The organism is Microbacterium sp. GbtcB4, from assembly GCF_019091465.1.
GTDB classification, from domain to species: Bacteria; Actinomycetota; Actinomycetes; order Actinomycetales; family Microbacteriaceae; genus Microbacterium; species Microbacterium paraoxydans.
In genome coordinates, this window is sequence record NZ_JAGXJJ010000006.1 from 165,401 (window position 1) to 185,205 (window position 19,805).

General features: G+C 70.6%; 17 protein-coding genes and 1 riboswitch. Of the genes, 6 read left to right on the forward strand and 11 right to left on the reverse strand.

The window, feature by feature from the left end:
• Nucleotides 1–8 precede the first annotated feature (8 nt).
• Entirely contained in the window at nt 9–338 is a 330-nt protein-coding gene (locus KVS71_RS11685; RefSeq protein ID WP_217584619.1) for a hypothetical protein, read from the forward strand.
• Here KVS71_RS11685 and KVS71_RS11690 read toward each other — a convergent pair.
• Nucleotides 326–1,816 carry a DUF4407 domain-containing protein gene (locus KVS71_RS11690; protein WP_217584620.1) on the reverse strand — a complete coding sequence of 497 codons (1,491 nt, stop codon included), beginning with the start codon at nt 1,814–1,816 and terminating at the stop codon, nt 326–328. The two genes, KVS71_RS11685 and KVS71_RS11690, sit on opposite strands and share 13 nt — an antisense overlap.
• Before the next feature lie 122 nt (nt 1,817–1,938).
• Nucleotides 1,939–3,228 (reverse strand): 23S rRNA (adenine(2503)-C(2))-methyltransferase RlmN, encoded by a 1,290-nt coding sequence (rlmN, locus tag KVS71_RS11695; protein ID WP_231919663.1) that lies wholly within the window; start codon nt 3,226–3,228, stop codon nt 1,939–1,941.
• Nucleotides 3,229–3,360: 132 nt separating this feature from the next.
• On the opposite strand from rlmN, the gene KVS71_RS11700 reads away from it, so the two are divergent.
• From KVS71_RS11700 to KVS71_RS11710, 3 genes are read left to right on the forward strand one after another with little or no spacing between them, the layout of a single operon-like run.
• Nucleotides 3,361–3,999 carry a bifunctional 4-hydroxy-2-oxoglutarate aldolase/2-dehydro-3-deoxy-phosphogluconate aldolase gene (locus tag KVS71_RS11700; protein WP_060923635.1) on the forward strand — a complete coding sequence of 213 codons (639 nt, stop codon included), beginning with the start codon at nt 3,361–3,363 and terminating at the stop codon, nt 3,997–3,999.
• A 33-nt stretch (nt 4,000–4,032) separates the two neighbouring features.
• Entirely contained in the window at nt 4,033–4,734 is a 702-nt protein-coding gene (locus KVS71_RS11705; protein ID WP_217584621.1) for an ankyrin repeat domain-containing protein, read from the forward strand.
• A complete protein-coding gene (locus KVS71_RS11710) occupies nt 4,731–5,480 on the forward strand; it encodes a sulfite exporter TauE/SafE family protein (protein ID WP_060923668.1) in 750 nt (249 codons plus the stop codon). The genes KVS71_RS11705 and KVS71_RS11710 overlap by 4 nt, the downstream gene beginning before the upstream one ends.
• A gap of 143 nt (nt 5,481–5,623) precedes the next feature.
• On the opposite strand, the gene KVS71_RS11715 is transcribed toward KVS71_RS11710, so the two are convergent.
• Both KVS71_RS11715 and KVS71_RS11720 read right to left on the reverse strand, forming a co-directional pair.
• Nucleotides 5,624–6,457 (reverse strand): NAD(P)-dependent oxidoreductase, encoded by an 834-nt coding sequence (locus KVS71_RS11715; RefSeq protein WP_217584622.1) that lies wholly within the window; start codon nt 6,455–6,457, stop codon nt 5,624–5,626.
• Nucleotides 6,458–6,536: 79 nt separating this feature from the next.
• Nucleotides 6,537–7,295 (reverse strand): SDR family NAD(P)-dependent oxidoreductase, encoded by a 759-nt coding sequence (locus KVS71_RS11720; protein ID WP_144881931.1) that lies wholly within the window; start codon nt 7,293–7,295, stop codon nt 6,537–6,539.
• 133 nt (nt 7,296–7,428) lie between these two features.
• Between KVS71_RS11720 and KVS71_RS11725 the strand changes: the two genes are divergently transcribed.
• Entirely contained in the window at nt 7,429–8,154 is a 726-nt protein-coding gene (locus KVS71_RS11725; protein ID WP_217584623.1) for an aminoglycoside 3'-phosphotransferase, read from the forward strand.
• 13 nt (nt 8,155–8,167) lie between these two features.
• On the opposite strand, the gene KVS71_RS11730 is transcribed toward KVS71_RS11725, so the two are convergent.
• From KVS71_RS11730 to KVS71_RS11750, 5 genes are all read right to left on the reverse strand, one after another.
• Nucleotides 8,168–9,640 (reverse strand): amino acid permease, encoded by a 1,473-nt coding sequence (locus KVS71_RS11730; RefSeq protein ID WP_254635696.1) that lies wholly within the window; start codon nt 9,638–9,640, stop codon nt 8,168–8,170.
• A gap of 9 nt (nt 9,641–9,649) precedes the next feature.
• On the reverse strand, nt 9,650–11,020 hold the full coding sequence (locus KVS71_RS11735; RefSeq protein WP_217584624.1) for a glutamate decarboxylase: 1,371 nt from the start codon (nt 11,018–11,020) through the stop codon (nt 9,650–9,652).
• Between the two features lie 101 nt (nt 11,021–11,121).
• The gene (locus KVS71_RS11740) at nt 11,122–11,913 is read right to left on the reverse strand and encodes an energy-coupling factor transporter transmembrane component T (RefSeq protein ID WP_217584625.1); all 792 of its coding nucleotides are present in this window, start codon (nt 11,911–11,913) and stop codon (nt 11,122–11,124) included.
• A complete protein-coding gene (locus KVS71_RS11745; protein ID WP_197676700.1) occupies nt 11,910–13,364 on the reverse strand; it encodes an ABC transporter ATP-binding protein in 1,455 nt (484 codons plus the stop codon). Before KVS71_RS11745 ends, KVS71_RS11740 begins: the two co-directional genes overlap by 4 nt.
• Nucleotides 13,364–14,005, reverse strand: coding sequence for an ECF transporter S component (locus tag KVS71_RS11750; RefSeq protein ID WP_060923390.1), 642 nt, complete (start codon nt 14,003–14,005; stop codon nt 13,364–13,366). Before KVS71_RS11750 ends, KVS71_RS11745 begins: the two co-directional genes overlap by 1 nt.
• Nucleotides 13,998–14,107: riboswitch (TPP riboswitch) on the reverse strand. It overlaps the preceding gene by 8 nt.
• A gap of 70 nt (nt 14,108–14,177) precedes the next feature.
• Between KVS71_RS11750 and KVS71_RS20010 the strand changes: the two genes are divergently transcribed.
• Nucleotides 14,178–15,665, forward strand: coding sequence for a D-alanyl-D-alanine carboxypeptidase family protein (locus KVS71_RS20010; RefSeq protein ID WP_144881923.1), 1,488 nt, complete (start codon nt 14,178–14,180; stop codon nt 15,663–15,665).
• A 58-nt stretch (nt 15,666–15,723) separates the two neighbouring features.
• On the opposite strand, the gene KVS71_RS11760 is transcribed toward KVS71_RS20010, so the two are convergent.
• Together KVS71_RS11760 and KVS71_RS11765 are read right to left on the reverse strand one after the other, a co-directional pair.
• Nucleotides 15,724–18,033 (reverse strand): ABC transporter ATP-binding protein, encoded by a 2,310-nt coding sequence (locus KVS71_RS11760; RefSeq protein WP_217584626.1) that lies wholly within the window; start codon nt 18,031–18,033, stop codon nt 15,724–15,726.
• Nucleotides 18,030–19,757, reverse strand: coding sequence for an ABC transporter ATP-binding protein (locus tag KVS71_RS11765; RefSeq protein ID WP_060923393.1), 1,728 nt, complete (start codon nt 19,755–19,757; stop codon nt 18,030–18,032). The genes KVS71_RS11760 and KVS71_RS11765 overlap by 4 nt, the downstream gene beginning before the upstream one ends.
• Nucleotides 19,758–19,805: the final 48 nt, after the last annotated feature.

A 19,805-nucleotide genomic window follows, 5' to 3' on the forward strand; every position in this document is an offset into this window, starting at 1 on the left:
CTGGACCAATGACACTTCTCACGACCAGCTTCGGTCTCGATCTCGGTCCAATTCAGCGGGATTGGACCATCGGCGAGCTCCTCTCGTGGCTCGAGGACGACGCCCGCACGCACGACCCGGCCCTCCGCGAACCGCTGGCCCGCATCGAGGCCGCCGTGACCGGCACCCCGTGGTCGACCGCGCCGTCCACGGTCGCCCCGTCCACGGTCGCCCTGATCCGTTCTCTCGCGCTCGCGTCCCGGTCCGGAGGCCTCTCCCGCGTTCGAATCGCTCACTTTGCTCCGAATCCGGCCGGAATGGAGCACAGTGCGCGACTCGAAACGAGTCAGGTGGCCTGAGCCCCCGCGCCCGAGACGGGAGTGGTGACGATGTCGGCGCGGTCGCGGAAGCCCTCCGCCGTGACCTTGTCCAGCGCGACCTGCTTGCGGATGGCCAGGGCCTTCTCGTAGAGGCTCGGGTCGCCGTAGCTCGTGAGCACCTTCACCAGCACCGGCAGCAACTCGATCATGAAGAACAGCGCCGCGATGAGGATGTGCGCCCAGAGGATCGCGGGCTCCTTCTCGCTCAGGCGGTTGAGGCCGCTGATCTGGCTCAGCAGCCCCACCGCCCCGGCGTTGCCCTGCGCCACGGAATCCGCGCGGGCGTTGTAGGCCGCGAGCGCCTGCTCGTACGTGTCGCGCGCGGCCGGGAGCTCGTCCTTCGCCTGCTGACGGTTCTGCGACTCCGAGGCCGTGGTGTTCTCCTTGGCAGCGCTTCCGGCAGCGGCGAGCTCCTCGTTCGCGGTGCGGAGCTGGGCCGCGAGCGCGTCGTAGGTCTGCTGGGCCTCGGCGAGCTGGGCCTGGGCGGCCTGAGAGCTCGCGCCCTCGCCGTTCACGCCGGTGCAGCCGGGGACGGTACCCGCGCCCTCGCCCGTGAGCTCGCACTGGTACAGCGTCCGCGCCTGGTCGATCACGGCCTGCTGCTCCGTGAGCTTGGCCGTCAGGTCATCGACCGTGGACTGGGCGGCGGACTCGGTCGCCGACGACGACTCGGTCCCCGCGACGATTCCCGTCGCCGCCTGGTTCTCCAGCGCCGCGACCCGCTCGGACGCCGCGTCCAGCGCCTTCTTCTCCGGGCCGGTCTCGAGCGCCTCCTGGTCGGCCTGCGCCTGGACGATGTTGGTCGCGGCGACCTCGCGGGAGATGTCGTTGTGGAAGATCTGCAGCACGAGCGGCTCCGCGACGACGAAACCGATGATCGCCGCCATGATGACGCGGGGGATCGCGAGGCCGATGAGCTTCCAGACGTTGCGGGTCGACGTCATGGTCGAGGTCAGGAAGCGGTCGAGGTTGAAGATGATCAGCGCCCACACGATCGCGAGCGGGATCGCCAACCAGACCGCCGCGCGCACGCCCGTCGTGAGGGCGAAGAGCATGGAGATCGCGCTGACCAGGGCGGTCCCGGCGAGCACGAAGAACATCTGCACGAAGCGCGGGGTCTCGCCGGGGACCCGGTCGAGGATCTCGCCCTCCGCCCCGCCGAGGATCGCGAGAGCACGGAGGCGCTCGGCGGCGGTGCGACGGCGACGCGGCTTCCGGACGCGCGGCGGACGCGCCTTCCGGTCGGGGACGGGCTCCGCGTCGGCCGGGGCATCCGGCGCCGTCACCGGCTCGGGCGTCGGGTCGTCGGACGCGACGTCGGACTGCGCGGACGTGTCGCCGGTCGGTTCGTACTCGCGCAGGAAGTCGAGGTCATCCGTCTCGGCGTTCGGGTCGCCGTCGAGGATGATCCGACCCTGCGAGTCGAAGCGACCCGGGCGGTGGGCGGAATAGGGCATCCCGACAATCTACGAAACTCCGCCTGTGCATACCGTGGAAGATCCCTTGGACAGGCCTTCGAGTCGCGCGAATGGCGGCATCCGGGCCGGATTTGGAGCCAGGTGAGCGATTCGAACCGGGGTCAGGCCATCGCCGCGGCGGCAGCTTCGTCCTCGGTCGTCGCGACGAGCTGCCCGCAGGCGCCGTCGATCTCCTTGCCGCGGGTGTCGCGGAGGGTCGTCGGGATGCCGGCGTCGTTCAGCCGTCGCACGAACTCGTCGGTGACGTCCTTCTCCGACGAGGTCCAGATCGATCCCGGCGTCGGGTTCAGCGGGATCGGGTTCACGTGCACCCACCCGCGACCGCGCTGGTTGAGCTTGTCCGCCAGGAGATCGGCCCGCCAGGCGTGGTCGTTCATGTCCTTGATGAGGGCGTACTCGATGGACACGCGGCGCCCGGTCTTGGCGTAGTAGTCGTAGGCCGCGTCGAGCGCCTCGTCGACCTTCCACCGCGAGTTCACGGGGATGAGCTCGTCCCGCAGGTGGTCGTCAGGGGCGTGCAGCGACAGGGCGAACGTGACGGGGATGTTCTCGTCGGCGAGCTTGCGGATCGCGGGCACGAGTCCCACGGTCGACACGGTGATGCCGCGGGCGCTCATGCCGAGACCGTCGGGCTGCGGGGCGACCATGGTGCGCACCGCGTCCATGACGCGCTTGTAGTTGGCGAGCGGCTCCCCCATGCCCATGAAGACGATGTTGGAGACGCGCTCCATGCTGTGGTCGTCGCGCTTCTTGCCGCCCAGCTCGCCGTTCGCGATGGCCCGGTTGGCCCTGACGATCTGCTCGATGATCTCGGCGGTGGACATGTTGCGGGTCAGCCCCGCCTGGCCCGTCGCACAGAACGGGCAGTTCATGCCGCAGCCGGCCTGGCTCGACACGCACAGCGTGATGCGGCCGGGGTAGCGCATGAGGACGGACTCGACGAGCGCGCCGTCGTGCAGACGCCAGAGGAACTTGATGGTGTCGCCGCGGTCGGTCTCCAGTCGCCGCACCTCGGTCATGAGGGGCGGGAGCATGCCGGCGACCAGCTCCTCACGGATGCCGGCGGGGAGGTCCGTCATCTCCGCGGGGTCGGACGTGTAGTGGCGGAAGTAATGCGTGGCGAGCTGCTTGGCGCGGAACCCGGGGAGTCCGAGCTCCTTCACCTTCTCGATGCGCTCGGCCGGGGTGAGGTCGGCGAGGTGGACCGGCGGCTTGCCGCGCTTCGGGCTCGCGAACTGCAGCAGCGGGCGCCCCTCGGCGTCCTTCTTCTGGGTCCAGCCCTCGGTCGCGGGGCGCACCTGCGGGGCACGGGTCTCGCGGATCGCCCCCGAACGGGACGACGCGGGCGCTGTCGCGGAGCGCGTCTCGGGTGTGCGGGGGTTCTCGGCCATCCCTCCAGGGTACCGGGATGCGGGTGGGAGGCGCCTGGGCACGATGCCTGTCGCCCGGCCGCTTCACGCCTACTTGTAATGACAAGTTGCGGTGCGGAAGAATGGGCGCATCCCCCTCGATCAAGGAGCAGCATGTCCGACCGTCTCGCCCGCGCCCGCACCACCGGCATCCTCGCCGTCCTCCGCGCCCCGTCGCCGGAGCTGGCTCTGGAGGCCTCGGAGGCGATCATCCGCGGCGGCGTCTCGGGTATCGAGGTGACGTTCTCGACCCCCGACGCGCCGGCCGTGATCCGCGAGCTCATCGCCCGCCATGGGGACGCCGCGTACATCGGCGCGGGCACCGTCACGACGGCGGAGCAGGCGACCCAGGCCGCCGACGCGGGTGCCGCCTTCCTCGTCAGCCCGGGAACCCTCCCCGACCTCACGCGCGCCATGCTCGACACCGGCCGCGTGGTGATGACCGGTGCGATGACGCCGACCGAGGTCATGGGGGCCCTCGAACTGGGCGTCGACGTCGTGAAGATCTTCCCCGCCTCCCTCGGCGGCCCGTCCTACCTCGGGGCCCTGCGCGGACCGTTCCCCGACGCCCCGCTGATGCCCACGGGCGGCGTGAAGCCCGACAACCTCGCCGACTGGTTCGCGGCCGGCGCGGTCGCCGTGGGGGCCGGTGGCGACCTTGCGAACGGCGCCGCGATCGCGAACGCGGACTGGGCGGACATCGAGCAGCGGGCCTCGCGGTTCGCGGCCGCCCTCGCTGCTACGCGAGGCTGAACCGCCCACCTCCGGGATCATTTGGTATACCGGATGCATGCGGATGCGACGGGTGGCGGCGGCTGTCGCATCGCGGGCGCGCTGCTGCTCGCCTCGGCCTGCACGGCCGCGCCGTCGCATCCCGCACCACCGACCCCGGAGGCTCCCATGACCGACGCGACGTCCGATCTGCTCGCCGCGGCCGCCGCGGGCGACGCTGACGCCCTCCGCCGCGCGCTCGACGCGGGCGCCGACATCGAGGCCCGCGGCGACGGCGGCATGACTCCCCTGGTCGCGGCCACCAAGGCGAACCGCGTCGACGCGGCACGGCTCCTGATCGAGGCCGGCGCCGACGTGAACGCGAAGGACGACATCCAGGACTCCGCCTATCTCTACGCCGGCGCCCGCGGGCATGACGAGATCCTGCGAATGACCCTGGCGCACGGGGCCGACCTCCGCAGCACGAACCGCTTCGGCGGCACGGCGCTGATCCCGGCGTCCGAGCGCGGTCTGCTGCCGACGGTCGAGATCCTGCTGGACGCAGGAGTCGATCCGGATCACATCAACAACCTCGGCTGGACCGCCCTGCACGAGGCGATCGTGCTCGGCGACGGCTCCGCCCGCTACGTCGAGGTGGTGCGCGCGCTCCTCGACGGCGGCGCCGATGCGACCATCCGCGACGGCGACGGCGTGCTGCCGCTGGACCTCGCGACCGACCGCGGGTATGACGCCATCGCCGCCGAGCTCCGGCGGTGACAGCGCTCGATCCCTGGGCCTGGGCCGCGCTGGGCGTGGCCGCGGTCGTCATCGGGATCTCGAAGACCGCTCTTCCAGGCGGCAGCATCCTCGCGATCGCCCTGTTCGCCGCGGTCCTCCCCGCACGCACCTCCACGGCCGCGACCCTCCTGCTGCTGATGGTGGGCGACGTGTTCGCGCTGCTGGCCTACCGACGGCACGCGCATTGGCCGACGTTGCTCCGCCTCGCACCGGCGGTGGTCGCGGGACTCCTCCTCGGCTTCGCCTTCCTCGCCCTGACCGGAGACGGGGTCGTGCGCCGCGCCATCGGCGTGATCCTGCTGCTCATGATCGCCGTGACGCTGTGGCGGCGATGGCGGCAGGCGCGGGCGGAGCAGGAGGCTGCGGCGCGGGGCGGCGCGCTGCTGGCCGGCGTCTACGGCACGCTCGGCGGCTTCACGACCATGGTGGCGAACGCGGGCGGTCCGGTCATGTCGATGTACTTCCTCGCCACGCGGACGCCCGTCCAGGTGTTCCTCGGCACCTCCGCCTGGTTCTTCGCGATCATCAACGTGATCAAGGTGCCGTTCCTCGCCGGCATCGGGCTGTTCACCGGGCCCGTGCTGCTCACCGATGCGATCCTCGCGCCGCTCGTGGTGCTCGGTGCGCTGCTCGGTCTGCGGGTGGCGCGGCGCCTGGACCAGCGACTCTTCGACCGCATCGTGATCGTGCTGACGATCCTCGGTGCCGTGTACCTGCTGCTCTAGCCCTTCGACGGGCTCACCCTTCGACGGGCTCAGGGACCCAACCCTTCGACGGGCTCAGGGACCCACCCTTCGACGGGCTCAGGGACCCACCCTTCGACGGGCTCAGGGACCCAGATCTGGGTCGCTGAGCCTGTCGAAGCGCGTCAGTCGAGGAAGATGTCCGGGAACAGCGCGCTGTCCGGAGTCCCCGGGACGGCGGCGTAGCCCGAGAAGTCGGTGACGCCGTTCGCCTCGAGCACCTCCTCCACGATGAGCGACTGCCCGGTGTACGTACGCGCCGGCTGGGTGAGCACGACGTAGGCAGCGTCGGCGTAGATGTCGGCCGTGCGGCTCGCGGCCATCACCTTGTCGCCGCCGAGGAGGTTCTGCACCGCGGCCGTCGCGATCGTCGTGCGCGGCCACAGCGTGTTGGCGGCGATGCCGTCGGCCGCGAACTCCGCCGCGAGTCCGAGCGTGACCATCGTCATCCCGTACTTCGCCAACGTGTACCCGGTGTGCGCACCGAGCCACTTCGGGGTGGGGTTCAGGGGCGGCGAGAGCGAGAGGATGTGCGGGTTCTCGGCGTCCTTGAGGATGGGCACCGCGGCCCGGGAGAGCATGAAGGTGCCGCGGACGTTCACGTCCTGCATCAGGTCGTACTTCTTGGCGGAGAGGTCGAGCGACCGGGAGAGGTCGATGACGCTGGCGTTGTTGAGGACGATGTCGATCCCGCCGAACTCGCCCTGCGTCTTCATGACGGCCTCGGTGATGTGGTCGTCGTCCCGCACGTCACCCACGATCGGCAGCGCCTGGCCGCCGGCGGCGCGGATCTGCTCGGCCGCGCTGTGCACGGTGCCCTCGAGCTTCGGGTGCGGGGAGTCGGTCTTGGCGAGCATCGCGATGTTCGCGCCGTCCGCGGCCGCGCGCAGGGCGATCGCGAGGCCGATCCCGCGGCTGCCGCCCGACATGAGGATGGTCTTTCCGGCGAGTGTGCTCATGGTTCTCGTTTCGAATCGCTTGATTGGCTGGATTTCCGGGTCGAATCGGGTCATTCAGGCGATTCGAAGCCGGGAGGGGTCACCGCGGGGCCATGCGGATGGCGCCGTCGAGGCGGATGGTCTCGCCGTTGAGGTAGCCGTTCTCGACGATCTGCTGCACGAGGGCGGCGTACTCGTCGGGGCGTCCGAGGCGAGCGGGGAACGGCACCTGCTGTCCCAGCGAGTCCTGCGCCTCCTGCGGAAGGCCCATGAGCATCGGCGTCTCCATGATGCCGGGGGCGATCGTGCACACGCGGATGGCGTGACGGGCGAGCTCGCGAGCGATCGGCAGGGTCATGGCGTGCACGCCGCCCTTGGACGCCGAGTACGCCGGCTGCCCGATCTGCCCGTCGAACGCGGCGACGCTCGCGGTGTTGACGATGACCCCGCGCTCCTCGTCGTGCAGCTCGTTCGCGGCGATCACAGCCGCGGCCTGGGAGATCACGTTGAACGTCCCGACGAGGTTGATGCGCACGATGCGCTCGAAGTCGGCGAGCACGGCGGGCGTGCCGTCCCGGTCGAGCACCTTGGCGGGCGGGGCGATGCCGGCGCAGTTCACGACCACCCGCAACGGTGCGGCGGCCTGCGCCGCGGCGACGGCGGCCTTGACTTCGTCGACGCTCGTCACGTCCGCGGGCACGAAGAGACCGCCGAGCTCGGACGCGATCTCCTCCCCCTTCGACGAGGCGAGGTCGATGATGGTGACGTGGGCTCCCGCGGCGGTGAGCCGACGGGCGGTGGCCAGCCCGAGTCCGGAGGCGCCGCCGGTGACGAGGGCACCCTGTCCGCTGATCTGCATCTGATGTTCTCCTTCGAACGTCGTCGTGCGACATGCCTGGAACGCAGTCCCAGCCTATGCGGTTCTTGGTGTCACCGCAGGCCCAGTGCGTCGACCCGAGCCTACGACACCGAGGTTCCGGCAGGATGGAGTGGTGAGCATCCCCGCCGCCTCCGTCGAGGTCCCCGCCCGGGTCCGCGAACTCGCCGCCGGGGCCGCGCTGACCCCCGCGTGGCGCAACGCGCTCGGCGGCCTGACCTTCCGCACCGACGACGGCCGCTACATCAAATGGGGCCCCCTCGATCCTGAGGCGAACATGCGCGACGAGGCCGAGCGGATGCGCTGGGCCCGCACCTGGATCACGGTGCCCGAGGTGCTCTCCCAGGGCGAGGACGAGGCACACGAGTGGCTCGTGACGGCGGCCCTCCCCGGCAGCAGCGCCGTGGATCCGCGGTGGGCCGCCTCTCCGGAGGCCGCCGTCCGCGCAGTCGGGCTCGGTCTGCGCCTCCTGCACGACGCCCTCCCCGTCGCGGAGTGCCCGTGGACGTGGAGCACGGCGGAGCGCATCGCGAACGCCGCCGACCGCGGCACGACGGTACCGACGGACCTGCTCGAGCCGCCGTCGATCGACCGGCTCGTGGTCTGCCACGGCGACGCATGCCTGCCGAACACCCTGCTCGACGACGACGGCCGACCCCTCGCCCATGTCGACCTCGCCGCGCTCGGGGTCGCCGACCGGTGGGCCGACATCGCCGTCGCCGCCATGAGCACGCTGTGGAACTTCGGACCCGGGTGGGAGGACACCCTCATCGCGGCCTACGGCGTCGAGCCCGACCACGTCCGGCTGGAGTACTACCGACGCCTCTGGAACGAGACCTGACCCGGCCCCCGGCTCAGGCTTCCGGGTGCGCGTCGCTCAGGAGGCTCCCGTCGGCGGGCCGCCGATCCCACGAGGGCTTCCGCAGCGCGTAGAAGAGCAGCGGCGGGGCGCCGAGCACGACGATCACCGCTCCGACGATCCACGGGTACGCGGCCGCCGGGAAGGCGGTGAAGCCGTCGGGCGGGATGAAGGCGAGCAGGAACGCCGCGAGGCAGGCGAAGAACCCGACCCCGGCGACGAACGGGAGGGCCTTCACGCGGTAGGCACGGGGGACGTCCGGCGCCTTCCGCCGCAGCACCATCGCCGAGGCGAACATGAGCATGTACATGATGAGGTACAGCGCGGCGGCCATGTCGATGAGCGCCACGAAGGCGGCGCTGACGTTGGGCACGATGATGAAGATCGCCGCGAGGATCGTGACGATGGTCCCCTGGAGCATCAGGATGCCGGACTGCACACCGGCCTTGTTCCGCTTCTGCAGCAGCGGCGGGAGCAGTCCCGTCTCCGCCGCCGCCAGCACACCCTTGGAGGGACCGGCGACCCACGTCACGACCGAGGCGAGGGCCCCGGCGGCGATGAGCGCGGAGACGACGGCCGTCGCCCACCCCATGTCCCAGTGGTCGAAGTACTCCCCGAACGCGAGCATGATGCCGTTCGTCAGCCCGAGCTCCTTCTTCGGCACAGCGACCGCGATCGCGATGGTGGGCAGGATGAAGACGAGCAGGATCAGGCCGGCGGCGAGGAACACCGAACGCGGGTAGCCCTTGCCCGGATCCTTCATCTGGTTCACGTGCACCGCGTTGACCTCCATGCCGGCGTAGGCCAGCACGTTCGACACGATCAGCACGATGGACGCGAGACCCGTGAACGGCGGGATCACCGCCGAGGCATCCAGCGGCACCTGGCTCTTCTCCCCGCTGAAGACCCACACCGCCCCGAAAACGATGAGCAGCACCGCCGGGAACAGCGTGCCGATGATGCCGCCCCACGAGCCCAGCTTGGCGAAGAGATCGCCACCGCGGAGGGTGACCAGGGTGGCGCCCCAGTAGCAGACGATGATGATGACCGCCGTGAAGAAACCGGAGCTGGACAGCGAGGGGTCGAGGAACACGAAGGCGAGAGCGCCGGCGACGAACGCGAGCTGCGTGGGGAACCAGACGACGTTCTGGATCCACTGCAGCCACACTGCGGTGAACCCCCAGCGGTTGCCGAGGGCCTCCCGCACCCAGACGTACACCCCGCCCTTCCACCCCGTCGCGAGCTCCGCGGCGACGAGGGCGGTGGGGACGAGGAAGAGCACCGCGGGGATGAGGTACAGCGTGATGCTGCCGAGGCCGTAGATCGCCATCGCGGGCAGGGACCGCAGGCTCGCCACGACGACGAGGGTGAGCAGGGCGAGCTGGCCGATGCCGAGGACGGCGACGGCGGGACGGGATACGCGCGGCGTGGAGGCGGCGCCGGCGGCACCAGACTGCGGGGCGGACATGTCAGCCCCCTAGTGGTGGAACGCCGAGTCGGGGTGGTCGGACGGCATGGGTGCCGTGAGCGCGTCGAGGTGGGCCACCTCGGCGGTGATGGCGTCGAGCAGCTCGGCGGCCAGATCCATGCTGAGCCCGTTGCGCACGACGATCCGCTGCACCGTGAGGTCCTCCAGATCGGCGGGCATCGGGTACGCGGGGACGAGCCAGCCGCGCATCCGGAGTCGATCCTGCAGGTGGTACAGCGTCCACTTGTCGGTGTGCCCGTCCTTCAGGCGCCAGGCGAAGACGGGGATGTCGCTGCCGTCGTTCCACAGTTCGAACGCGTCCAGTTTCGCGATCCCCGCGGACAGGAACTTCGCCACGTCCTGCGAGGCCTGCTGGATGGCCCGGTAGCCCTCGAACCCGAGGCGGAGGAACAGGTAGTACTGCAGCAGCACCTGCGCCCCAGGGCGGGAGAAGTTCAGGGCGAAGGTCGGCATCTCCCCGCCGAGGTAGCTCACCTTGAACACCAGATCCTCCGGCAGCCACTGCGTGTCGCGCCAGACCACCCAGCCGAGACCGGGGTAGACGAGACCGTACTTATGCCCCGAGGTGCTGATCGAGTGCACGCGCTCCAGCCGGAAGTCCCAGACCAGGTCGGGCTGGAGGAACGGGGCGATCATCGCTCCCGAGGCGCCGTCCACGTGGATCGGGATGTCGAGGCCGGTCTTCTCCTGGATCGCATCCAGCGCCGCGGCGATCTCCGCCACCGGCTCGTACATGCCGGTATAGGTGACACCCATGATGGCGACGACGCCGATGGTGTTCTCGTCCACGTACTTCTCGAGATCATGGCCGTCGAGTGTCTTGTGCTCCTCACTGATGGGCACGTAGCGCGGTTCGACGTCGAAGTAGTTGCAGAACTTCTCCCAGCACACCTGCACGGCGCTCGACATCACGAGGTTCGGCGCGGAGGCGTCTTTGCCGGCGGCACGGCGCGCGTGCTGCCAGCGCCGCTTGAACGCGAGACCGCCGAGCATGCACGCCTCGGAGGAGCCGATGGTCGAGGTGCCGATGCTCTTCGCCGCGTCCGGAGCCTTCCAGAGGTTCGCGAGCATGTGCCAGCAGTTGTCCTCGATGGCAGCGGTCTGCGGATACTCGTCCTTGTCGATCATGTTCTTGTCGAACGAGGCCACGTAGACCTGCTTCGCCTCGTCGTCCATCCAGGTGCTGACGAAGGTGGCGAGGTTGAGGCGTGCGTTGCCGTCGAGGATGGTCTCGTCCTCGACGATCTGCTTCGCCGTCGCGGGAAGCGACTCGGAATCCGGGATGACGTGTCGCGGTGCGACGGTGGCCTCGCCCGGCCGCGTGAAGAGCGGCTGGTCGTCGGCGGAGGAGATGCTCATGGGACGTCCCTTTCGGTCGGTGTCGATTGGCACTGTCTCCAGCGGACGCTAGACCGGCCACCGACCGACCTCCAGGGACCCTCGTCCGAAACGGGTGAGGGTCAGGACGGCCCGAGGATGAAGTTCCAGGCCCCGGTCGCGACCGCGGCGGCGATCGCCGTCGCGGAGATCGCCGCCCCGACGGCGAGCAGAAGCCACTCCGGCGCGCCGAAGCGCGAGTCCCGCGCCCACGTCCGTCGTCCCGCCGCCCCGAAGCCGCGTGCCTCCATCGCGGTCGCGAGCTTGGCACCGCGGCGGATCGACAGCACGAGCAGGGCGAAGGCCATGCCGAGGAAGCGGCGGATGCGCCCGCGGTCGGCCACGCCGCGCGCGCGACGGGCGAGCTCGAGGGCACGCCAGTCGTCGAGGAACAGTCCGGCCATGCGCAGTCCGGCGAGCGCGCCCAGCACGAAACGGGCCGGAAGCCGAAGGATCTGCCCGAGGCCGTCGGCGAGGTCCGTGGGATCGACCGTGATGAAGAGCACCACCGAGGGCAGGGCGATCGCGAGCACCCGGAGCATCGTGGCGACGGCGAGCGCGAGCGACCCCTCGCTGATGCGGAGCACGAACCAGTCGACGTAGACGGTGCCGCTCGTCTCTCCGTAGAGGGCGATGGTGAGACCGGTCAGCGGAGCCGCGAGCCAGACCGGCCACGTGCGCACCCAGAACTCCCGCCAGCCGATGCCCGCGAAGAGGAACAGCACCGCTTCGAGCACCAGCGCGACAGCCGCCGACACGGGGTCGAGGGTGAGGACCAGCGGCACGGCGATGAGCGCGCTGACCCCCAGCTTCGCGACCGGATTGATCCGGGCGACGACGCCGGTGCGGGCGGACGCGGGGGCGAGAGCCGTCATGCCGGTGCCCCCAGCGCGAACCGCGTGGCGTGCAGGGCGCGCACCACGTCGAGATCGTGGGTGATGGTGACGATCGCGGAGCCCTCGTCCCGCAGGGCGGCGAGCATCGCGACGAGCTCAGCCCAGGTGCGGGCGTCCTGGCCGAACGTCGGCTCGTCGAGGATCAGCACCCGGGGTCGCGTGGCGATCGCGGCCGCGACCGTGAGCCGGCGCTTCTCTCCACCCGAGAGCGTGTACGGATTCGCGGCCCCCAGATGCGCCAGCCGCAGCCGGGCCAGCAGCTCGTCGATACGGGCCTCGATCTCGCCTTCGGGGAGGCCCAGGGCGCGGGGGCCGACCGCGAGCTCCTCGCGCACCGTCTTGCCGAGGAGCTGATGTTCCGGCTCCTGGAAAACCATCCCGATCCGCGTGAGGAGCTCGCGGGAGGCCCAGCGGATCGGGGACGGGTCCGCCCCCTGCGCGAGCACCGGGGCCGCGGACACGGCACCGCTGACGGGAGGGAGGAGTCCGGCGAGGGTCAGACCCAGCGTGGACTTGCCCGCACCGTTGGGCCCGGTGATCGCGACGGCTTCCCCCGCACGCACCTCCAGGTCGATGCCCTGTGCCACGGGGCGCCCCTTCACCCGTGCGACCGCGAGCCCGCGCGCCGACAGCAGCACCTCCCCGGGAGCCGTCCGCGGTGCCGGCGGCTCGGCGGGCGGTCGGCCGGGCACCCAGACGCCGTCCGCGGCCAGGCGCTCGCCCTGCGCGCCGAGCACATCCGCAGGAGTGCCGTCCGCCACCACCCCGCCGGCACCCAGCACGATCACCCGCGTGAGGAGCGGCAACCACACCTCGAGCCGATGCTCCACGACCACGAGGGTGGCGGGACGCGTGGCGAGCATCCGCTCGACGGCATCCCTGACCTCGCGCACGCCCTCCGGATCGAGGTTCGCCGTCGGCTCGTCGAGCAGCACCAGCCCGGGGCCCATCGCCAGCATGCCGGCCAGGGCGAGCCGCTGCTTCTGACCGCCGGAGAGCGCCGCGGTCGGGTGATCGAGCGGCACGTCCAGTCCGACGCCGGCCATCGCGGCCTCGACGCGGGGCCAGATCTCGGCACGCGGCACACCGAGGTTCTCGCACCCGAAGGCGACGTCATCGCCGGCACGGGCGAGGATCACCTGCGAGTCGGGATCCTGGAGCACGAGCCCGGCCCGCCCGCGGGTCGCCGCGGCGGGGTCGCCGCCGACGAGCAGCGCGCCTTCGCTCTCCCCCTCCTCCTCACCGCCGAGCACACCGGCGAGGCCGTGCAGCAGCGTCGACTTCCCCGCGCCGGAGGCGCCGAGCACGAGCACGCGCTCGCCGGGCTCGATGCGGAACGAGACGTCGCGCAGCGCCCAGGCGTGGCGGCTCGCGTGTCGCCAACCCCAGCCGCGGGCCTCGACGCCGGCGGGAGCGAACTGCGCGGACATCAGACGCGGACGCGCGCCTCGCGCCCGGAGCCGAAGCGGTCCAGAGCCCCGGTCGCCGCGATGCCGCGGGCGAGCACCCACGACAGCGCACCGGCGATGACCGCCCCGGAGATCACGGTGCTGAGGAGGTAGATCGTCGTGAAGGCGGGACCTGACCCGGCATACCAGAGGACGAGGTTGTTGATGCCGCCCGCGAGCGCGGCACCGGCCCCGGCGAGGATCGCGACGGGCAGCGACCAGCGGCGGTAGAAGAACAGCAAGAAGACCAGCTCGGCGCCGAGGCCCTGCACGAGACCCGCCTCGAGCGTGAGGAAGCCGCCCCACTGGTTGCCGATGAGCGCCGAGACGACGGCGGCCAGCAGCTCGACGTAGATCGCGGCACCCGCCTTGCGGATGATGAGCCCGCCGAGCACACCCGCGAAGAGCCACGGGCCGTCGAGGAGCCCTTGGAGGCCGGGAAGCAGCGGCTCGAGCATGGCCTTCGGCCCCAGGTATCCGACGTTCCAGGCCAGGAAGATCAGACCGGCGGCGACACCGAGGACGCTGGCGACGACGATGTCGATGACGCGCCAGCGCAGGTAGCCCCGCGCCGGAGCGGCCGTGGTGTTCCTCGACGGGGATGCGGACGTGGACGTACTCATGTGAACTCCTCCCTGCGCTGGCATGACCCAGATCAGGTTCGACGGTCGAAGCGCGATTCGCTCCCTCTCAGCCCGGCTCGCCGGACTCCCGTGGTTGTGCTGTCGATCCTACCGTCCGCGCGTCCCGCGCCGCGCACGGCGGATTCGGGGCCGGATTCGGTACCGTAAGCGAGTGACCGCTTCCGATCCCCCTGAAGAGGCGTCCGGCGGCGTGGGCGTCGACGCGCGGCCCGAAGACTCCGCACCCGCCTCTGCCGCGCCCGCGGACGATCAGCCGGGTCCGGTTCCGGAAGCTGCCGCGTGGGCCGATGCCTCGGCACCGCCGACCGCGCTGACCTGGGTGGACCCGTCGATCGTCGCTGCGGCGTCATCGACGCCCGAGTTCGATGCCTCGGCCGGCACGGAGGAGGAGACGGGATTGCTGCGCGACGCCCGGCTGCGCCCGGCGATTGCCGGACCCGGCCTGCTCGTCCCCCTCGGCGTCCTCGCCGGCCTCATCGCCTCTTACGCCGGCACCACGCTGCTCTGGCCGCTGCACGAGGTCGCCCCGACCGTCCAGGCGGTCGAGTTCACCCCGGTCGCCGCCCCCACCGCCGCGCTCGCCTGGCCGGCGGTCGGCGACGGGGCGGTCGGCATCGCCGGGATGACCACCGCGGCGTCGACCACCGCGCCGGTGAGCATCGCGAGCATCACGAAGGTCGTCAGCAGTCTCATGGTGCTGGACCGGCTGCCGCTGGCCCCCGGCGAACAGGGCCCGGAGTTCTCCTTCACCTACGCCGACAGCGTCCGTTACTGGGACTATCGGATCGCCAATCAGTCGGCGCTCGATGTGCCGGTGGGCGGAGTGCTGACCGAGTACCAGCTTCTGCAGGGCACCCTGCTCGGCTCGGCCAACAACTACATCGACCGGCTGGCGTCGGAGATCTGGGGGTCCGACCGCGAATTCGCCGCCGCGGCCGAGGTCTGGCTCGGCGAGCGCGGACTCTCCGGCATCACCGTGGTCACGCCGTCCGGATTCGACGAGCGCAACGTCGCCACCCCGGAGGCCCTCGTGGCCCTGGGCGAGATGGCGATGCGGAATCCGGTGTTCGCCGAGATCGTGGGTACCCGGTCCGTCGACCTGCCGGGGGCCGGGACGGTCGAGAACACGAACGGCATGCTCGCCGATCCGGGAGTCGTCGGCATCAAGACGGGCACCCTCGTCGGCTGGAACCTGTTGACCGCCAAGGACGTCGTCATCGGCGACGCGACGGTCCGGCTCTACGCCGCGGCATTGAACCAGGAGGACGACGAGGCGCGCCTCGCCCTCACCCGCGCCCTGTTCGCTCAGACGGAAGCGGCGTTGCAGGCCCAGGGCCCGGCCGTCCCGGCAGGCACGGTGGTCGGGCGCGTCCTCACCGTCTGGGGCGAGCGCGTCGATGTGGTCGCCGGTGAGGACGCCGATGTCGTGCTGTGGAACGGAGCGAGCGCGACGGCGACGCCGGTGTTCGATCTCGGGGAGGAACGCGAAGCGGACGGGACGGTCGGCACCCTGACCACGACCGGTCCCGTCGACAGCACGGACACCGCCCTCGTCCTCGACGAGGACCTGGACGGTCCGAGCCCATGGTGGCGACTGACCCACCCCCTCGAACTCCTCGGCATCGCCGGAGACGACTGAGGTTTCACGCACGACGCCCCACTCCGGATCCGGAGTGGGGCGTCGTGCGTGAGGCGGGTCAGGACGGAGACGTGGAGCCGTCAGCGCCGTCGTCGAGAAGTGCCCGAGCCGCTGCGGTCTCGGCCGCCGGGAGCTGGGCGCCGACCGCCGCTCCGGCCACCGCGTCCGCCGCCTGCTCCTGCGCGCTCGCCTCCTCGTCCGCGTCGCCGGTCACGACGACCGGCGAGGATCCGGTGAGAGCCGCTTCGGCGTCGAGGTCGGTCGCCGCCTGCTCGAACTGCGACTGGTACAGGCGCCAATACGCGCCCTGCGCGGCGATCAGCTCGTCGTGCGTGCCCTTCTCCACGATGTCACCGTGCTCCATCACGAGGATGAGGTCCGCGTCGCGGATGGTCGACAGGCGGTGGGCGATGACGAACGAGGTGCGCCCCTGCCGGAGCGCGGCCATCGCGTGCTGCAGCAGCAGCTCGGTGCGGGTGTCGACCGCCGAGGTGGCCTCGTCCAGGATGAGGATCGACGGCTGCGCCACGAAGGCCCGTGCGATCGTGATGAGCTGGCGCTCACCGGCTGAGACGTTCGACGCGTCCTCGTCGAGCACGGTGTCGTACCCGTCCGGCAGGGCGTGCACGAAGCGATCCACGTAGGTCGCCTTCGCCGCGGCGAGCACCTCCTCGTCCGTCGCGGTCGAGCGGCCGTAGCGGATGTTCTCGCGGATGCTCCCGGCGAAGAGCCAGGGGTCCTGGAGCACCATGCCGGTGCGGGACCGCAGCTCGTCGCGCGTGATGGTCGAGATGTCCTGACCGTCGAGCGTGATCCGCCCGCCGCTGAGCTCGTAGAACCGCATGATGAGGTTCACCAGCGTCGTCTTGCCTGCGCCGGTGGGCCCGACGATGGCGACGGTCTGTCCCGGTTCCACCCGGAAGGACAGATCGGTGATGAGCGGCCGCTCCGGCGAGTACGAGAACGAGACGTTCTCGAACTCGATCACGCCCTCCCCCTCGCGAAGCGCGGGGGCCTCAGGATCGTCGGCCTCCTGCTCGTCGGCATCGAGCAGGCCGAACACCCGCTCCGCTGATGCGGTGCCGGACTGCACGACCGCGGCCATGCCGCCCAGCTCCGACAGCGGCTGGGTGAACTGCTGCGAGTACTGGATGAAGGCCTGCACGTCGCCGAGTCGCAGCTGCCCGCTCGCGACCATGAGGCCGCCGAGCACCGCGATGCCGACATAGGTCAGGCTGCCGACGAAGGTCATCGCCGGCATGATGATGCCGGAGAGGAACTGCGCCTTGAAGCTCGCCTGGAACAGCTCCTCGTTCTCGGCCTTGAACTTGTCCAGAGCGTCCTGCTCACGGCCGAACACCTTGACCAGCGCGTGCCCGGAGAAGGCCTCCTCGACCCGGGCGTTGAGCCGGCCGACCTTGCGCCACTGCGTGCCGAAGGCCTTCTGCGAGCGCGGTCCGATGACGCCGAAGATCACGCCCATGAGCGGGAGTGCCACGAGCGCCACGAGGGCGAGCTGCCACGAGATCGAGAACATCATCACGAGCACGCCGATCACCGTCAGCACGGCGGTGAGGGCACCGGACAGCGACTGCTGCATGGTCTGGGTGATGTTGTCGATGTCGTTCGTCACGCGGGAGATCAGCTCGCCGCGCTGCACCTTGTCGAAGTACGCCAGCGGGAGCCGGTTGATCTTCGCCTCGACGGACTCGCGCAGGCGCCACATGGTCCGGACCATGATGACGTTGATGACGTACCCCTGCAGCCAGCTGAGGAATGCGGCCACGACGTAGATCGCGAGGACGGCGGCGATCACCCAGCGCAGCGCGTCGAAGTCGATGCCGTCGCCGACTCGGAAGTCGCCGAGCGCTCCGACCTGATTGGCGAAGTCGGTCTGTCCGGCGTCGCGCAGGGCGTCGACCACCACGTCCTGCGGCGTCCCCGCCGGGAATCCCGGGAAGTCGCCGCTGGGCTGACCGAGCTGGATGGAGATGAAGCCGCGGTAGACGATGTTCGTCGCCTCGGCGAGCACCTTCGGGGCGGCGACGGTCAGCACGACCCCGATCGCTCCGAGGATCGACACGAAGACGAACCAGACCGCGGAGGGCTTGAGCAGCCCGATCATCCGGGCGAAGCTCGGGCCGAAGTGGTCGGCCTTGCCCGGTGCGACGCTGTCCCAGTCGCCGGAGTTCTGCCGTGCCTGCTCGGCGAGCTCGGCCTCGTACTGCTCCTCTGCGGTGAGCTCCCGCTCGGCCGTGGGCGCCGGTGTCTTGCCCCGTCCGCGGCGCCGCTGGCCCTGGGTCCCTGAACTTGTCGAAGGGCCCGCTCCCTGGGTCCCTGGGCTTGTGGAAGGATCCTGCTCGCTCATGCGTCCACCCCCAGCTGCGACTCGACGATCTCCCGGTAGGTCTCGCTGGTCTCCAGCAGCTCCTCATGGGTGCCGACTCCGACCATCGTGCCGCCCTCCAGCACCACGATGCGGTCGGCATCGGTGATGGTGGAGATGCGCTGCGCGACCACGATCTTCGTCACCTGCGGAAGCTCCCGCCACAGCGCCTGCCGCAGCCGGGCGTCCGTGGTGAGGTCGAGCGCGGAGAACGAGTCGTCGAACACGAGCACCTGCGGGCGATGGACGAGGGCCCGCGCGATCGCGAGGCGCTGTCGCTGGCCGCCGGACACGTTCGTGCCGCCCTGGGCGATGCGTGAGTCGAGGCCGTCCGGCATCTCCTCCACGAAGTCCCGCCCCTGAGCGATCTCGAGCGCGTGCCAGAGCTCCTCGTCGGTGGCGTCCTCGCGGCCATAGCGCAGGTTGGACGCGACGGTGCCCGTGAAGAGGAAGGGACGCTGCGGCACGAGGCCGATGCTGTCCCACAGCGCCTCGACGTCGGCGTCGCGGACGTCCGTGCCCCCTACGTACACCGCACCGCCCGAGACGTCGAACAGGCGAGGGATGAGCGAGACGAGCGTGGTCTTCCCCGAGCCGGTGGAGCCGACCACCGCGACGGTCTCGCCCGGTTCGGCGGCGAAGCTGATGCCGCTGAGGACCGGGGCGTCGGCGCCCGGGTAGGTGAACTCCACGTCGTCGAACGCGACCGCTCCCGGCGTCGGGAAGGCGGTGACGCCGTCCGCCGGACGCGTCATCGTCGACTCGGTGTTCAGCACTTCACCGATGCGCTCGGCCGAGACGGCGGCGCGCGGGATCATCATCGCCATGAAGCTGGCCATGATGACGCCGCCCATGATCTGACCGATGTACTGCATGAAGGCGAACAGCGTGCCCACCTGCACGGTTCCGTTGTTGACCTCGATGCCGCCGAACCAGATGACGGCGACCACGGTCACGTTGAGGATGAGCATGAACAGCGGGAAGAGCAGCACGAACAGCGAGCCGACCTTGCGGCCGACGACCATGATGTCGGTGTTCGCGCCGCGGAAGCGCTCCTCCTCGATGCGCTCGCGGACGAAGGCCCGGACCACGCGCACTCCGGTGAGCTGCTCCCGCATGATGCGGTTCACGTTGTCGAGCTTGCCCTGGTAGCTGCGGAACAGCGGCACCATCCGGCCGATGACGAGTGCCGCGAGCAGGAGCAGCACCGGGACGGAGACGGCGATCAGCCAGCTCAGCCCGGCGTTGGTCTGCACGGCGAAGATGATGCCGCCGATCGCGAGCAGCGGCGCCGTGACGAGCATGGTCGCGCCCATCATCGCGAGCATCTGCACCTGCTGCACGTCGTTCGTGTTGCGGGTGATGAGGGAACCGGCGCCGAACTGCGAGACCTCGCGCTCGGAGAAGCCGCTGACCTTGCCGAACACGTCGGCGCGGATGTCACGGCCCGCCCCCATCGCGGCGCGGGCGGCGAAGTAGGTCGCGATGACCGAGGCGACGATCTGGCCGAGCGACACCGCCAGCATGAACAGACCGGTGCGCCAGATGTACGCGGTGTCGCCCTGCGCGACGCCGTTGTCGATGATGTCGGCATTGAGGCGGGGCAGGTAGAGGGTGGCGGCCGCGCTGGCGAACTGGAAGACCAGCACGGCGACGAGGAGCCACTTGTAGCGAGACAGATATCGGAGGAGGAGTTTTCCCAGCACAGGCGTACTTTCTCGGAAGGAGGAGGCGGCGGGTCTCCCGGCAGACGG

Excerpts from the sequence above, each read along its gene's own strand:
- KVS71_RS11685 (WP_217584619.1), top strand. The coding sequence starts at position 9 with ATGACACTTCTCACGACCAGCTTCGGTCTCGATCTCGGTCCAATTCAG.
- KVS71_RS11715 (WP_217584622.1), bottom strand. The coding sequence starts at position 6,457 with ATGAGCACACTCGCCGGAAAGACCATCCTCATGTCGGGCGGCAGCCGC.
- KVS71_RS11735 (WP_217584624.1), bottom strand. The coding sequence starts at position 11,020 with ATGAGCATCTCCTCCGCCGACGACCAGCCGCTCTTCACGCGGCCGGGC.
- KVS71_RS11690 (WP_217584620.1), bottom strand. The coding sequence starts at position 1,816 with ATGCCCTATTCCGCCCACCGCCCGGGTCGCTTCGACTCGCAGGGTCGG.
- KVS71_RS11720 (WP_144881931.1), bottom strand. The coding sequence starts at position 7,295 with ATGCAGATCAGCGGACAGGGTGCCCTCGTCACCGGCGGCGCCTCCGGA.
- KVS71_RS11740 (WP_217584625.1), bottom strand. The coding sequence starts at position 11,913 with ATGACGGCTCTCGCCCCCGCGTCCGCCCGCACCGGCGTCGTCGCCCGG.
- KVS71_RS11700 (WP_060923635.1), top strand. The coding sequence starts at position 3,361 with ATGTCCGACCGTCTCGCCCGCGCCCGCACCACCGGCATCCTCGCCGTC.
- KVS71_RS11730 (WP_254635696.1), bottom strand. The coding sequence starts at position 9,640 with ATGTCCGCCCCGCAGTCTGGTGCCGCCGGCGCCGCCTCCACGCCGCGC.
- KVS71_RS11750 (WP_060923390.1), bottom strand. The coding sequence starts at position 14,005 with ATGAGTACGTCCACGTCCGCATCCCCGTCGAGGAACACCACGGCCGCT.
- KVS71_RS11760 (WP_217584626.1), bottom strand. The coding sequence starts at position 18,033 with ATGAGCGAGCAGGATCCTTCCACAAGCCCAGGGACCCAGGGAGCGGGC.
- rlmN (WP_231919663.1), bottom strand. The coding sequence starts at position 3,228 with ATGGCCGAGAACCCCCGCACACCCGAGACGCGCTCCGCGACAGCGCCC.
- KVS71_RS11705 (WP_217584621.1), top strand. The coding sequence starts at position 4,033 with ATGCATGCGGATGCGACGGGTGGCGGCGGCTGTCGCATCGCGGGCGCG.
- KVS71_RS11745 (WP_197676700.1), bottom strand. The coding sequence starts at position 13,364 with ATGTCCGCGCAGTTCGCTCCCGCCGGCGTCGAGGCCCGCGGCTGGGGT.